The 14,665-nt window shown below is 43.0% G+C and carries 11 protein-coding genes; 9 read left to right on the forward strand and 2 right to left on the reverse strand.

Annotated features, from left to right (window positions below; all coding sequences use genetic code 11):
- Window positions 1-32: 32 nt before the first annotated feature.
- The 3 genes from ACE5CV_RS09345 to ACE5CV_RS09355 all read left to right on the forward strand — a co-directional run bounded on the left by ACE5CV_RS09345 (window position 33) and on the right by ACE5CV_RS09355 (window position 5,629).
- The gene (locus ACE5CV_RS09345) at window positions 33-866 is read left to right on the forward strand and encodes a segregation and condensation protein A (protein WP_374949900.1); all 834 of its coding nucleotides are present in this window, start codon (window positions 33-35) and stop codon (window positions 864-866) included.
- A 347-nt stretch (window positions 867-1,213) separates the two neighbouring features.
- Window positions 1,214-2,500, forward strand: coding sequence for a serine hydroxymethyltransferase (gene glyA / locus ACE5CV_RS09350; protein ID WP_374949901.1), 1,287 nt, complete (start codon window positions 1,214-1,216; stop codon window positions 2,498-2,500).
- Window positions 2,501-2,503: 3 nt separating this feature from the next.
- Window positions 2,504-5,629: a PAS domain-containing protein gene (locus ACE5CV_RS09355; protein ID WP_374949902.1), complete on the forward strand. Its 3,126-nt coding sequence runs from the start codon at window positions 2,504-2,506 to the stop codon at window positions 5,627-5,629.
- Window positions 5,630-5,723: 94 nt separating this feature from the next.
- Here ACE5CV_RS09355 and ACE5CV_RS09360 read toward each other — a convergent pair whose 3' ends face one another.
- Both ACE5CV_RS09360 and rlmN read right to left on the reverse strand, forming a co-directional pair.
- Window positions 5,724-6,422: a ComF family protein gene (locus ACE5CV_RS09360; protein ID WP_374949903.1), complete on the reverse strand. Its 699-nt coding sequence runs from the start codon at window positions 6,420-6,422 to the stop codon at window positions 5,724-5,726.
- A 21-nt stretch (window positions 6,423-6,443) separates the two neighbouring features.
- Window positions 6,444-7,517, reverse strand: a complete 1,074-nt coding sequence (gene rlmN / locus ACE5CV_RS09365) for a 23S rRNA (adenine(2503)-C(2))-methyltransferase RlmN (protein WP_374949904.1) — start codon at window positions 7,515-7,517, stop codon at window positions 6,444-6,446.
- Window positions 7,518-7,659: 142 nt separating this feature from the next.
- Here rlmN and ACE5CV_RS09370 point away from each other — a divergent pair, with 142 nt between their 5' ends.
- The 6 genes from ACE5CV_RS09370 (at window position 7,660) to ACE5CV_RS09395 (ending at window position 14,632) form a co-directional block, all read left to right on the forward strand.
- Window positions 7,660-8,832 (forward strand): amidohydrolase family protein, encoded by a 1,173-nt coding sequence (locus tag ACE5CV_RS09370; RefSeq protein ID WP_374949905.1) that lies wholly within the window; start codon window positions 7,660-7,662, stop codon window positions 8,830-8,832.
- A gap of 119 nt (window positions 8,833-8,951) precedes the next feature.
- Window positions 8,952-9,233, forward strand: a complete 282-nt coding sequence (locus tag ACE5CV_RS09375) for an acylphosphatase (RefSeq protein ID WP_374949906.1) — start codon at window positions 8,952-8,954, stop codon at window positions 9,231-9,233.
- 20 nt (window positions 9,234-9,253) lie between these two features.
- The gene (locus ACE5CV_RS09380) at window positions 9,254-10,756 is read left to right on the forward strand and encodes a lipopolysaccharide biosynthesis protein (RefSeq protein ID WP_374949907.1); all 1,503 of its coding nucleotides are present in this window, start codon (window positions 9,254-9,256) and stop codon (window positions 10,754-10,756) included.
- Window positions 10,757-10,793: 37 nt separating this feature from the next.
- Window positions 10,794-12,530, forward strand: a complete 1,737-nt coding sequence (locus tag ACE5CV_RS09385; RefSeq protein WP_374949908.1) for a tetratricopeptide repeat protein — start codon at window positions 10,794-10,796, stop codon at window positions 12,528-12,530.
- Window positions 12,508-13,302, forward strand: coding sequence for a DUF4292 domain-containing protein (locus ACE5CV_RS09390; RefSeq protein ID WP_374949909.1), 795 nt, complete (start codon window positions 12,508-12,510; stop codon window positions 13,300-13,302). Before ACE5CV_RS09385 ends, ACE5CV_RS09390 begins: the two co-directional genes overlap by 23 nt.
- Window positions 13,303-13,321: 19 nt before the next feature.
- Window positions 13,322-14,632, forward strand: coding sequence for a murein hydrolase activator EnvC family protein (locus tag ACE5CV_RS09395; protein ID WP_374949910.1), 1,311 nt, complete (start codon window positions 13,322-13,324; stop codon window positions 14,630-14,632).
- The last annotated feature ends 33 nt before the right edge of the window (window positions 14,633-14,665 follow it).

The raw sequence follows: 14,665 nt of genomic DNA on the forward strand, positions 1-14,665 counted from the left end.
TATATTTTAACTTACAAAAGTAGGCTATTTAAATGGAATATCTTAAAGGTAAATATTGTTTTGTAATTAGCAACAGATATTTTTTTATAGGTTTTTTAGCTGTAGTTTTGGTTATGACCGATGATGCTTTCGCGATAAGGTTACCACAGTTTGAAGGTCCGTTTGACTTGTTGCTTTTCTTTATAGAGCGCGACGAACTTGACATTCATGATATACCTATTGCCCGCATTACCAACGATTTCCTGAATTACATTCACCAGATGACGGTGCTGAACATGGAACTGGCCAGTGAATTTATTTTTGTGGCGGCCACCCTCATGCGCATTAAGGCTAAAATGCTGCTGCCGCGGCACAATACCGGCGAGGAAGAGAACGAGATGGACACCAAAGAGGGGTTGATCCGTAAGCTGATTGAATATAAAAAGTTTAAAGAACTGTGCGACAAGCTGCGCCCGTTTGAAGACGAGCGGTTTAAGCAGGAGCGCCGGGGCAACATCAAGGCCGACCTGGAGCAGGTTGAAAAAGTGACGGTACCCGGTGAGGAGTTGTCGGAAATAAACCTTTATAAATTAATGACCGTTTACAACCGGGTAATGCGGCAGTTTTTTACCCGTACAGAAGAAGTTACCCATACCGTTACCCAATACCCTTACACCATTGAAAAGCAAAAGGCCGTGATTACCGACCTGCTGCTCATAAACAGCAGGCTTGATTTTAGCAGCATAAAGGGAAGCTCTGAAAACAAGGTGCATTTTATCTATAACTTTTTAGCCGTACTGGAAATGCTGCAACAGGAGCTGGTAGATATCACCATAGGTTTAGGCTATAATAATTTTTGGATAGCGCCGAGGGAAATGGAAGGCTAAAGTCACGCCATCGTCGGCGTCAGGCTTGTGGCCGCGGCAGTAAATCACAGGGCAAAAACTCTACCTTGTCCGGGCTAACTTGACCGGCAAATTCATGTTAACCCACCTTTTTCACAAGTAATTGATTGCCAGTTAATTAACTTGTTTATTTGCAAAAAAGTGTAAACCTTTGTTAACCTTTGTTACGTTTTTTAAGTGGTTAAATGTTGGTCACTATCTAACAGTTGCGCTTTAAATCTTAATTGCAAAATTGCTGTATTTAAAAGGATATTGTTTTTGTCTCAAATCTCAATACCGGTATCTCAAATCTAATATTATAGCTAACTTAGCGCGCATTACACACAACAATGAAAAGAGACAAATTAATATTTAAGCTGTTAGATGAAGAGCAGCTGCGCCAGGAAGAGGGTATTGAACTGATAGCCTCTGAAAATTTTGTTAGCAAGCAGGTTATGGAAGCAGCAGGTTCTGTTGCTACTAATAAATATGCCGAAGGCTTACCGGGCAAACGCTATTACGGCGGTTGCGAGGTGGTTGATGAGATAGAAACCATAGCTATTGATCGCGCAAAACAGCTTTTCAATGCCGAATGGGCCAACGTGCAGCCACACTCCGGCGCGCAGGCCAACGCAGCAGTAATGCTTGCGGTATTGCAGCCAGGCGATAAAATATTAGGTTTTGATCTTTCGCACGGTGGCCACTTAACCCATGGCTCGCCGGTTAACTTTTCCGGCAAACTGTATGAGCCGCATTTTTATGGTGTAGTTAAAGAAACCGGCTTGATTGATTATGAACAATTAGAGCGGGTTGCCTTAGAGCAAAAACCCAAATTGATCATCTGCGGTGCTTCGGCCTATTCACGCGATTGGGATTATGAGTTTATCCGTAAGGTGGCCGATAAAGTTGGCGCCTTGGTACTGGCAGATATTTCGCATCCGGCAGGCATGATAGCCCGCGGCTTGCTTACAGATCCGCTTCCGCATGTGCATATTGTTACTACTACTACACATAAAACCCTACGCGGCCCCCGCGGCGGACTAATCCTTTTAGGTAAGGATTTTCCTAACCCGTTTGGCTTAAAAAACCCTAAAGGCGAAGTAAGGATGATGTCGGCATTATTAGATATGGCGGTGTTCCCCGGCACACAGGGAGGCCCGTTAGAGCATATCATTGCAGCAAAGGCCATTGCCTTTGGCGAAGCCTTGTCTGACAGTTACATGAAGTACATTTTACAGGTGAAACTGAATGCTGCCGCTATGGCTAAGGCCTTTGTTGACAGAGGGTACGAGATCATATCCGGCGGTACAGATAACCACCTGATGCTGATAGACCTGCGCAATAAAAATATTACCGGTAAAGCTGCTGAGAATGCTTTGGTAACTGCCGATATCACCATCAACAAAAATATGGTGCCTTATGATGATAAATCGCCGTTTGTAACATCGGGTATCCGCGTGGGTACAGCAGCAATAACTACCCGCGGTTTAAAAGAAAAACATATGGACCTTATAGTTGAACTTATCGACGAGGTGCTGATGGATCCGGAAAATGAAACTTCATTGAAAAAAGTACGTAAAAAGGTACACAAGTTGATGCATGATCATCCGTTATACAGAGACAAGGATTTAGATTAAAGAATGACTGAGCAGCATCCCCTTCAAGGTAGTGAGCAGGACCGCCTGGCGGCCCTTAACTCTTACGGTATTATGGATACCCTACCGGAGCAGGAGTATGATGCAATTACACGCCTGGCATCCTATATATGCCAGGCACCCATTGCCTTTATATCTTTTATTGACGACACAAGGCAATGGGTTAAATCGCAGGTAGGGTTGGCTATCGATCAGGTCCCGATCGAAGACTCGTATTGCCAGTTCACCATTAAGCAAGAGAATTTAGTTGAAGTTTCTGACGCAACGGGCGATCCGTTTCTTAAAGAACAGGAGATGGTTACCGGGCAGTTCGGCCTGCGTTTTTATGCCAGCGCGCCCCTTATCGACCCGGATGGTTACCGCATAGGCACCCTGTGCGTGCTGGACCAGAAAGTACGCAACCTAACCGACGAACAGCGCGACGCGATGCGCATCCTGGCGAGCGAGGTCATGTCGCACCTTATCTTGCGCAAGCAAAAAAAAGCGCTGGAAAAAAGCCTGGAAGTACATAAGGAGTTTTACACGCTTTTTAACAGCTCATCAGAAATTCACTTCATCGCCAATGCCGATTCCAGGATTGAGCTGATCAATAATGCTGTTAATGATATATTGGGGTACACGCCAGATCAGGCTATTGGATTATCACTATGGGATTTTGTCGTCGGCAAAAACCGTGAGCTGTATGTTCCGCTGATAGAAAAGGCCGTTGCATCCCAGCAACCCATTGAACTGGAAACCCAAACCGTTACCCGCGATAAGCAGGTAAAATGGCTAAGTTGGACAGCTGTAAATAAGGGCGGCAAGTGGTATGCCAGTGGCCGCGATATCACCTTTCAAAAACGGCTGGTGCTCGAAACCGAGCAGCTATCATTAGTGGCCAGCAAGATCAAGAACGGTGTAGTAATTAGCAATGCCAATGATGAGGTGGTTTGGGTAAATGATGCCTTTAAAAACATAACCGGCTATGACCTGGCAGATGTAGAACACCAATTCCTGGGCGCCGTGCTTAAGGGCAAACCACGTGATGCCAGAGCCGAAAAAGAACTTATAGAATCCCGGGAATCCAACAGGTCATACGAGGTTGAATTATCGATGACCACCAAGGATGGCAAACCTATCTGGATCTCGGTTACAAATTCAACCATTTATGCCGGCAATGGCGATATTGAAAAGTACATCCGCATCATCATCGATATTACCGCCCGAAAAAGCGCTGAGCATGATGTAGAGATCCTGTCGTTCGCGGCACGCAAATCGCCAAGCGGGATCATGATCCGCGATGCTGAAGGGAAGATCATCTGGATGAATGAATGTATGGAAAGCATTATCGGCTATTCGCTTGATGAGCTGAAAGGCCATAGCGTCGGCCGCGACCTCATTGGCGAGGAAACCGACATGACTGTCTTTGAAAGTGCCGTACAGGCGGTTGAAGAAAACCGACCATATGAGATAGAACTGAAGATATATAAAAAGGACGGCTCAGCCACCTGGGTGTTTATATCAAACAGCCCTTTGTTTAATGAGGAGGGTGGTGTAGAGCGGCAGATAGGCGTAATGGTTGATATCACCGCCCGCAAAAAATCGGAAGAGCAATTAACTATGCTATCACTGGTGGCCAGTAAAACTACCAGTGGTGTGGTAATTAACGATAGTGAGGGTTGTGTTGAATGGGTGAACGACGCATTTGAACATATTACCGGATATACGCTTGCTGATGTAAAAGACAAACACCTGGGCGACTCACTTAAAGGGGAACTGACAGATGTATCGATCATCACCCGGTCGCGCGAGTTATCGCAGCTTAAGCAATCTTTCGAGGTTGACCTGTTGATTTACCGTAAAGACGGCCAGCCGCTATGGATCTCGGTGATCAATTCGGTGATAATGGCGGATAACGGCAAGGTAGATAAGTATATTGAAGTGATCATTGACATCACGGCCAAGAAAAAGGCCGAGCAGGAACTGATTGCCGCTAAAGAAGAAGCGCTTCAGCTTAATCGGGCCAAAGACATGTTTATAGGTGTTATGAGCCATGAAATCCGTACCCCGCTCAACGCGGTTATCGGCATGTCGCATTTGTTGCTCGATGATAACCCATTGCCTTCCCAAACAGAAAATCTAAGCATCCTAAAGTTCTCTGCCGAGAACCTGATGACCTTGATAAACGATGTGCTTGATTTTACAAAAATAGAGACTGGTAACATTGAACTGGAAGAAGCCCGGCTTGATCTGCGTGATACGGTGAACAGCATTACCGCATCTATGCAATACAAAGCTGTGGAACATGATATTTACTTAAAACAGCATGTAGACCCGGCAATACCCGCATTTGTTATTGGCGACCGGGCCAGACTTACGCAGATTTTACTAAATTTGGTGAGTAATTCGGTTAAGTTTACAGCTAGTGGCGGGGTAACTATTGATCTTAAGCTGATTGAAGATAATCAAAGTGCGGTTAGGATAAGATTTGCCATAACTGATACCGGGATAGGTATCGCTAAAGACAAATTTAACACCATATTTGAATCTTTTAAACAAGCCGAGGCTGATACTACCCGCAATTACGGCGGTACCGGATTAGGGCTGGCGATCAGTAAACGCCTTATCGAGCTTCACGATTCACGCATAAACGTGGATAGTGTTTTAGGCGAAGGATCGACGTTTTGGTTTGCCATTACATTTAAAAAGTTAGATAACGACACTACTAATAACGATAACAAAGTGGAAGCAGGACTAAATATTAACGTACTTGTTGTTGATGATAATCAGATAAACAGATTACTAATAAATAAAGTATTAAAAAAATGGGGCGCCAGTGCCGACTTTGCCGAAAACGGCCAGGAAGCGATTGACAAACTTGAACTGCACAAAAATTTTGATGTTGTGTTAATGGATATCCACATGCCTATTATGGGCGGGTTAGAAGCTGCAGGCGTTATTCGTAGTAAAACAGACTCCTACTTCCAAAATCTGCCGATCATTGCACTTACCGCGTCTATGCTTGGAAGCCAGATGGGCGAGATAGAAGGTGCCGGTATGAATGACTACATCCTGAAACCGTTTGATCCTAAAGCGCTTTACGATAAACTGAGCCGGTATCAAAAACAATAATTGTTAGTTGATCGGGTAAGTGCTTTTGTAAAGTCCATTCCGATATTATCAGCTTGCCGAATCAACTCCCCACAAATCAACCGCATAATCCAGGTTATTCCGCATAAGCTATTGTTGCAATGCTCAAGGTTAATCCCGGTACTTTTAATAATTCAATCCCGCATGCCTCAAGTGTCGATCCGGTGGTGACAATATCATCAACCAGCAATACATGCTTACCGGCAAGGTCATCCGGGCGGGCCACCTCAAAAACCTCCTTCATATTCTCGAACCTTGCAAAGCGCGATTTATGCGTTTGTGTTTTGGTGGCCACGCGGCGTACCAGGTTATCAATATCTACCGTTGCATCAAGTTTTTGCGCAAGGCCTTCGGCAAAGCAGGCGCTTTGATTATAGCCACGCTCCCTTAATCGTTTTTTGTGCAATGGTACCGGTATGATCACATCGGCAGCGTTAAATACAACTGATTGTGAAAGCTGCCTGCCTGCTATTTGCCCAAGTAGGTTACCAATTTTGTGCATTCCGTTGTATTTAAACTGGTGCATCATATTTTGTATATGGCCGCCTTTGTTAAAATAGTATAATGCATAAGCACCATTGATAGATAGCTTGCCCCAAAACTGGCGCGCTACACTATTATCCGGTTGTTGATGGAAATTAGTAAAGGGTAGATTATAAAGGCAATCAGTACAAAGCAAGTCTTCGTTAGCCATCAGGCTGGCGCGGCAGGCAACACAAAGTTGTGGGAAGATCAGCGAAACAAAATCGCCCAGGTAGGTGCGTAAAACTTGCATGCCTGTAATTTAGGCAGAAAATTAAACTACTGCCGCAGTTTCTTTCTCTTTTTCATTAATGGCCAGTTGTCCGCATGCTGCGTCGATATCCTTACCACGGCTGCGGCGCAAGTTGGTGTTTATGCCCTGGCTGCGCAGGTAATCTGCAAACTTTTCTACCTTATCTTCGCCAGCGTTGATATAGGAAGCAAAAGATATCGGGTTATATTCAATGATGTTTACCTTGCACGGCAGGTGTTTGCAAAACTTGGCCAATTCTATAGCATCCTGCAAGGTATCGTTTACACCGTCAAAAATTATGTATTCGTAAGTTACGGCGTTTTTGGTTTTAGCGTAGTAATATTTAAGTGCATCGGCGAGTGACTTTAACGAATTTTGCTCATTGATAGGCATTATGGTATTTCGTTTTTCGTCGTTAGCGGCATGCAGCGATAAAGCCAGATTAAACTTCACCTCGTCGTCGCCCAATTTGCGTATCATCTTGGCAATGCCCGCTGTAGATACCGTTATGCGCTTTGCGGCCATGTTCAATCCGTCTTCGGCAGTAATGCGTTCTATCGATTTTAAAACGTTGGCATAATTCAGCAAAGGCTCGCCCATGCCCATGTAAACAATGTTAGACAAGGGAATGCCATAATTTTCGCGCGCCTGTTTATCTATCAGCACAACCTGGTCGTAAATTTCACCAGGGTTAAGGTTGCGTTTGCGCTCCATGTAGCCGGTAGCGCAAAATTTACAGGTAAGGCTGCATCCAACCTGTGATGATACGCAGGCGGTCATCCTATCGGCTGTAGGAATTAAAACACCCTCAATTAGGTGAGTATCATGTAATATAAAGGAATTTTTTATAGTTTTATCAGCACTAATCTGTGAGGTGTTTATTTTAACATTATTGATGCTGAAATTTTCATTGAGTTTAGTACGTAGTTCTTTTGAAATATTGCTCATTTCATCAAAGGATAAACAAGATTTTTTCCAAAGCCATTCGTAAACCTGTTTTGCGCGGAAGCCCTTCTCGTCCATCGCGAGAAAGTGCTGTTGCAAAGCGTCTAAGCTAAGGCTGCGTATATCTATTTTACCTTTTATGTTGTTCACAATGCAAAAGTAACTATTTTTAAAAAATTCGTTCCTTTTTTAAAGTCATTCTTTTATAACATTAAAAACAATAACTAAAGGTTAATTGTTGCTTTATCTGAATGGATTTAAAAGTTTTTTAGAAGATGCTAAGTTATATTTCATGAAAAGTTTTAAAGCCGATTACGTTTTCCCTGTTTATGCCGATCCAATAAAGAATGGAATTGTTACTATAGATGATTTTGGAAAGATCCTCTCCGTTTCAGACACTCCTAATCCCGAATATGATCAAATCCCGATAGAAACCCTTTCGGGCATCATCACCCCCGGGTTTATCAATACACACTGCCACGTTGAATTATCGCACCTTAAAGATAAAGTAAAACCCGGTGGCGGCCTTATCAATTTTATTCAGGATATACAGTCGGTGCGCAATGCCGACGCAAGTGAGATACGCGACGCTGCTCTGCAGGCCGACCAGCAAATGTACGACAATGGCATTGTTGCAGTAGGCGATACAGCTAACAGTAACGCTACCGTTAGGCTGAAAGAACAAAGCAAGCTTTACTACCACACCTTTGTTGAAATATTTGGTTTTTTGCCCGACCGTGCTGATGAGCTGTTTGAAAAGGCCGAGCAATTGGCAAATGAATTTCGCCCACAGGCTGTGTCTATCACTGCTCATGCGCCGTATTCAGTTTCAAAAGAATTATTTAAATTAATAAAGCGCTACACCGACGAGAATAAAAATTTGCTAAGCATCCACAACCAGGAATGCGAGGACGAGAATAAATTTTATCGTTATAAACTGGGCGGCTTTGTTGATATGTACAAGCATTTTGGTATCAACATCGATTATTTCCGGCCGCAGGCCCGTAATTCTTTGCAGTCGGTTATACCGTTATTAAGTAACCGCCAAAAAATATTGATGGTGCATAACACCTGCACCAATCTTAAAGATATTTATTTCATCAAACGGTTCGACCGGAAAATCAACTGGTGCTTTTGCCCTAATGCTAATATCTATATTGAAAAGCGCCTGCCAAAAGTTGAGCTTTTTGTAAACCAGGGGCTCAATATAACCCTTGGCACAGATAGCCTTGCCTCTAACAGCGGGCTAAGCATACTAAGCGAGATGCAGACCATCGATCAAAAGTTCCCGTCATTAGGTTTAGAAACATTGTTACAATGGGCCACCCGCAACGGTGCCGAATTTTTGGATATTGCCGAAACTAAAGGCACTATTGAACCTGGTAAAACCCCCGGCTTAAACTTGCTTACCAGTGTCGACGGCACAAAACTTACTCCCGAAACCAAAGTGAGAAAGCTTATTTAATAACCTTATTTGACGATTTGAAATTAATATGTGTTGCTTATTTAATTAAATAGGCAGTAATTTGGTGTGATTGGCTTCCCCCGGATGAATCAACAATCTTCAGATTAAATATTTTAAAATTGAAAAAGCATATAAATATTACGGTTAAAGGTAAAGTGCAGGGCGTTTTCTTTAGGGCGGGTGCCAAAGCCGTTGCCGACCAGTTAGGCGTTAAGGGCTTTGTAAAGAATGAGCCTAATGGCGACGTTTACATTGAAGCCGAAGCTGATGACACCTTTATGGAAATGTTTTTGGACTGGTGCCACGAAGGGGCAGAACATGCTGTAGTAACTGCTGTTGAAACCCATGAGGGCGAATTAAAAAACTATCGTAATTTTGAGGTTGTAAAAAAGAGTTTATAAGTACACTTAACTTTCTTTAATTGTCAACCGCTAAAAAATTCGCCGGGCAAACAGCTATATATGGTTTAAGTACTATAGCAGGCAGGGTGTTAAGCTTTTTCCTTACACCGGTATATACAAGGGCTTACTCCGCCAAAGTTTACGGTATTTTTGGTAACCTATACAGCTATGCATCTATGCTTAACGCACTCCTTGCATTCGGTATGGAAACCACCTTTTTTAGATACCTTAATAAAAAGCCCGAGAGTAAACAGCTTGTTTATAATAATACATTCGGCGCTATCCTTTGCATATCGGGATTGTTTTTTTTACTCACTTTTCCGTTCGCTAATTTTATCACCGGATTTTTGCGTATCGACTCCAGCACCCCATTTGCCGAATATGTGTTGTACACAAAATACTTCATAGGCATTTTAATTGTAGATGCTTTATGCGTTATCCCTTTTGCAAAGATCCGCGCTGATGGCCGGCCAGGTCGGTACAGCCTGGTTAAATTTTTAAATGTAGTAATTTTTGTAAGCTTAAACCTGTTTTTTATTTACGGGCTGCCTTTTTACATTAAGCATAATTTGCCTGGTACAGTGTGGGTAAACAGCTGGTATATCAAAGGCTGGTTAGGCTATGTGTTCATGTCTAACTTAATTACAAGTGTAATAACCCTGCTCATGCTCATGCCGGAGTTTATGAAACTGAGGCCCAATTTTAGTAAAGCCTTGTTTATGGAAATGCTGGTTTACAGTTGGCCTGTACTTGTTGCCAATTTTTCGTACCTCATAAATGAAAATCTTGATAAGATATTATTAGGAAAACTGCTGCCGGTAAATGAAAGTGCTACGCAGGTGGGCATTTATACCGCATGTGCAAAAATTTCTATTTTCCTCAGCATTTTTGTCAATGCATTCCGGTTGGGGGCCGAGCCTTTCTTTTTTAGTCATGCTAAAAATAAAAATGCTACGCAAACCTACGCCCGTATCATGAATTATTTTGTAATCGCTGTATGCCTGATCTTTGTAGCGCTTGTGGCTAATATTGAAATACTGAAGTATTTTATAAAGGGTAAAAATGCTGCACAAGCAGCTATATATTGGTCGGGTATTAATGTAATCCCTGTATTGTTGTTCGGGTATGTAAGTTTAGGAATCTACATGAATTTATCGGTATGGTATAAACTTACCGATCAAACTAAATACGGGTTATATATTTCTGGAGCGGGTGCCTTAGTTACCATAGTGCTTAATGTTATTTTTATTCCTCATTACGGCTACATCGCCTCCGCATGGATCTCATTGATCGCTTACTCCAGCATGATGGTGTTATCATACATCTGGGGACAAAAAAACTATCCCATCCCTTATAACATTAAAAAGAACAGCGCTTATATTATTATTTCGGTTGTGCTCGTTTATTTATCATTCAGCATATTTAAGCGCAATATTTTTATAGGGAATGGCCTGCTGATTTTATTTGGGTTAGGCGCATTGTATAGTGAACGGGTAGAACTCAGAGCGCTGTTAAAACGATAGTAATTATAGGCGCTTACTTTTCGCAGATACCATATATATGAAACGTATAGCACTAACATTTATAGGATTGAGTGTGTCACTTGCCGGCTTTGCCCAAAGCAAACCAGGTAAGGATAATGCTGCTATTGTTATTGCAGCCAGGCCGCTTACTTATGCCGATAGCGGATTGGTTAGGCAGCTGTTCTTTTCGGCCCTGCGCGAAAAAACTGTAGATAATTACAAATTAGCCACTGAATTTTTTAACCGGGTGCTGCAGATAGACCCTGCCAATGATGCTTCGATGTTTGAGCTGGCTAATCTGGAAAAAGCGCAGAATAACCCAAAAGCTTCACGCGTTTTGCTGGAACGGGCTGTTACCGTAAACCCCGATAACGAATGGTACTGGGTAGCACTTGCCGATAGCTACGAGAAAACGAATGATATTGCCAAGCTGGAGAATGTTTTTACCGAGTTGATTCAGATCAACCCAAATAAACCTGATTACTATTACGATAAGGCAAACGCTTACGCTATCCAGAAAAGATATGACGAAGCGCTTAAACTTTTTGACAAAGTGGAAGATTTGGCCGGCCCAAGCGACGACCTGCTTAGCAACCGTCAAAAAATTTATCTTAAACAGGGTGATATAAAAAAAGCAGCCGCTGATTTAGAGAAAGCTATCGCGAGCAACCCCGATCAGTTGCGTTATTACCTGATGCTAGCGGATATCTATAATTCAAATAATCTGAATGATAAAGCTACCGCTGTTTTAGAGCGTGCAAAAAAACTCGACCCTAATAACGGGACGCTGCACCTGGCCCTTGCCGATATGTATCGCGAGAAAAAAAATTATGAGGCTAGTTTTAATGAACTGAAAATTGCATTTGCTGTCCCCGATATTGATATCGAGCAAAAGATCAAGATCATAATGGGTTATTCGCCGCAATTTCCTGACCCTAACGCAAGACTGAGCGCACTGGAATTAGGTAAGATCATCGCGGCTACGCATCCAACAAATAATAAAGCGTTTGCCATTTACGGCGATATGCTGCTGCAAAACGAAAAATTTAAAGAAGCTAAAGAGGCTTATAAAAAATCAATTTATTTGAACAGCCAGGCTTACATTGTGCACGAGCAACTGGTAAGGTTAGAGTTGGGCGATAACGATTTTGAAAGTGCCATCCGCGATGGAGAGAACGCCCTTTCTTACTTTCCTAACCAGGCATGGATGAATTACCTGGTTGGTGTTGCCTGGATGCAAAAGAAAAATTTTAGCAAAGCGGTTGGATATCTTAAAAATGCGTCATCACTGGAGGTGCAGGACAATGAGTTGTTGTCGCAAACTTATTCTGCTTTGGGCGATAGCTATCATTCCCTGAATGATAACAAAAATTCGGACGTAGCTTATGACAAGGCGTTGAGCTATAATCCGGATAACGCATTTACACTCAACAATTACGCTTATTATTTGTCGTTAAGGAACGAGCAACTGGATAAAGCCGCCCGAATGTCTAAGCATAGTAACGATTTACTGCCTAACACCGCATCGTTTGAAGATACTTATGCGTGGATCCTGTTTAAACAAAAGGATTACGCGGGCGCTAAACTTTGGATAGAAAAATCGCTCTTACATGATAAAGAAGCCAGCGCTGTTAAAACAGAGCATTATGGCGATATCATGTACTTACTTGGCAACGCGGATGCTGCGCTTAAACAATGGACCAAGGCAAAAGCACAAGGTGGCGCATCGGCTGTTTTAGAACGAAAGATCAATGAGAAGAAATATTTGGAATAAAATTGCATGCATCGGATTGCTCATTATCGCATCCGGTTGCGCATCAAAAAAACTAATGGTAGTAAAGCGCCCAACGGCCGATTCTGCAGCGGTTGTTAAAACTAATGATTTGGCTGCCAGGGTAGCGGCCATCCGTTCAAAGCAAGTAAGCTTTAATACCTTCTCCGGCAAGGCCAAAGCAAAGCTGGTAGTTAATGGCAATGATAATGATGTTACGCTAAATATCCGCATCAACCGGGATCAAAAAATATGGATCTCTATTACTGCTATAGCTGGTATTGAGGTAGCGCGCGCGCAGATCACGCCGGATAGCTTATTGGTAGTAAACCGGCTGCAAAGCGTTTATCTTAAAAAGCCGTTCAGCTATATTTACGGTTACGCCAGCAAGCAGGTTAATTTTAAAACTGTACAGTCTTTGTTGGTAGGTAATGCCATTGGCGAGTTGGTTAACGAGAACGCCACTTACACACCAGAAGGTAACAATACGGCGGTTACCGGCAATTTGCAGGGTTTACTTTATAAGCTGCTTTTAGGTGCCGATTTAAAGGTTACCCAAACCAATCTATCCAACAACGCCGGCCGGCAATCATTACAGGTTGCTAATAACGTGTTTATACAGGCTACGAACCGGGTGATACCTTCACAAATAGATATTTTATCTACAGCAGGCAACAATAAGATACAGGCTAACTTACGTTATACCAAAGCCGATTTCGACTTGCCTTTAGAATATCCTTTTAGTATCCCAAAAAGTTACGAGCCCGCTAATTAAAAAATTATATTTTTGGTGGATGAAATTTTTTAGAACCGCCTTCTTTCTATTCTGCGTATTTGCGGCTACAGGTGTATTTGCACAAAGCAGCTCGGAGTTAAAACGCAGGCGCGATAAATATACAGAAGAGCTGGAGCAGCTTAACCGTGAATATCAGGAAACGGCCAGCAATAAAAAGGTTTCATTAAAGCAATTAAACATTCTAAAGGCGCAGATCAACCTTAGGGAAGAGAAGATAGCCAACATCAACTCCGAGGTACGTAATCTCGATAACCAGATCTCGCAAAGCAATAATACCGTACGTACCTTACAAAGCCAGTTAGACCAGCTTAAAAAAGAATATGCAGGTATGGTGCTGTTTGCCTATCGCAACCAAAGTGCCTACAACAAGCTGATGTTTATTTTTGCAGCAAAGGATTTTAACCAGGCCTACCGCCGTTTAAAATACCTGCAGCAATTTGGTACCTATCGCGAGCGCCAGGCAGGTTATATTCAGGGTACGCAAAAGGACCTGAACAATAAGATTGTTGAGCTCGACAGGAATAAAAAGCAAAAGAATAATCTGCTTACCGAGCAGGAAAAGGAAAAAGAAACGCTAGGTAAAGAGAAAACCAACCAGGTGAAGGTGATTGTAGACCTGTCTAAACATCAGGGCGAGATTAAAAAGCAACAGCGTGATGTGCAAAAACGGATAGCGCAAACCAGGCGCCAGATAGATATTGCCATCCGTAAAGAAATTGAGGATGCCCGGCGCGAGGCCGAAGCAAGGGCAGCTGCCGCGGCAAGAGCAGCGGCGGCAGCTGCCGCAAAAGCAAAGGCCGAGAACAAAGAAGTTGTTGGTCCGTCGGTCAGTAAGAAAACAATAACCAAAGCATCAACAAACAGCGAAGTGCTTAATGCAACGCCAGAGGCTACACGTCTTTCTAACGACTTTTTGGGTAACCGCGGCCGTTTACCATGGCCGGTAGCCAATGGCCAACTGGTGCATGGTTTTGGCACTTACACCGATAGCGAGGGCATCCGTAATGATAACCCGGGTTATGAAATAAGAACGGCTAACGGTGCCGCCGTAAGGGCCGTTTTTGAAGGCGAGGTGGTTAAAGTGATGGATGTGAGCGGTACTTATCTTATCATCATAAAACATGGCGAGTACTTTACTGCATACTCCAACCTACGGTCGGTAAATGTGGCTAAGGGGCAAAAGGTATCAACCAAGCAAAGTATCGGCACGGTTGCTACAGACCCAAGCAGCGGCGAGGCCGAGGTGATCTTTGCGCTTTATCAGGGTAAAACTGTTGTCAATCCTAAGCTTTGGCTGGCAGACAATTAGTAGAACTTTATAGCGTTGTAATTGTATATATTT

This window comes from Mucilaginibacter sp. (assembly GCF_964263795.1).
Classification (GTDB): domain Bacteria; phylum Bacteroidota; class Bacteroidia; order Sphingobacteriales; family Sphingobacteriaceae; genus Mucilaginibacter.

What these genes read in the sequence shown, in the direction of transcription:
- ACE5CV_RS09395 (WP_374949910.1), top strand. Translation starts at nt 13,322, where the DNA reads ATGAAATTTTTTAGAACCGCCTTCTTTCTATTCTGCGTATTTGCGGCT.
- ACE5CV_RS09345 (WP_374949900.1), top strand. Translation starts at nt 33, where the DNA reads ATGGAATATCTTAAAGGTAAATATTGTTTTGTAATTAGCAACAGATAT.
- ACE5CV_RS09360 (WP_374949903.1), bottom strand. Translation starts at nt 6,422, where the DNA reads ATGCAAGTTTTACGCACCTACCTGGGCGATTTTGTTTCGCTGATCTTC.
- glyA (WP_374949901.1), top strand. Translation starts at nt 1,214, where the DNA reads ATGAAAAGAGACAAATTAATATTTAAGCTGTTAGATGAAGAGCAGCTG.
- ACE5CV_RS09370 (WP_374949905.1), top strand. Translation starts at nt 7,660, where the DNA reads ATGAAAAGTTTTAAAGCCGATTACGTTTTCCCTGTTTATGCCGATCCA.
- ACE5CV_RS09385 (WP_374949908.1), top strand. Translation starts at nt 10,794, where the DNA reads ATGAAACGTATAGCACTAACATTTATAGGATTGAGTGTGTCACTTGCC.
- ACE5CV_RS09355 (WP_374949902.1), top strand. Translation starts at nt 2,504, where the DNA reads ATGACTGAGCAGCATCCCCTTCAAGGTAGTGAGCAGGACCGCCTGGCG.
- ACE5CV_RS09390 (WP_374949909.1), top strand. Translation starts at nt 12,508, where the DNA reads ATGAGAAGAAATATTTGGAATAAAATTGCATGCATCGGATTGCTCATT.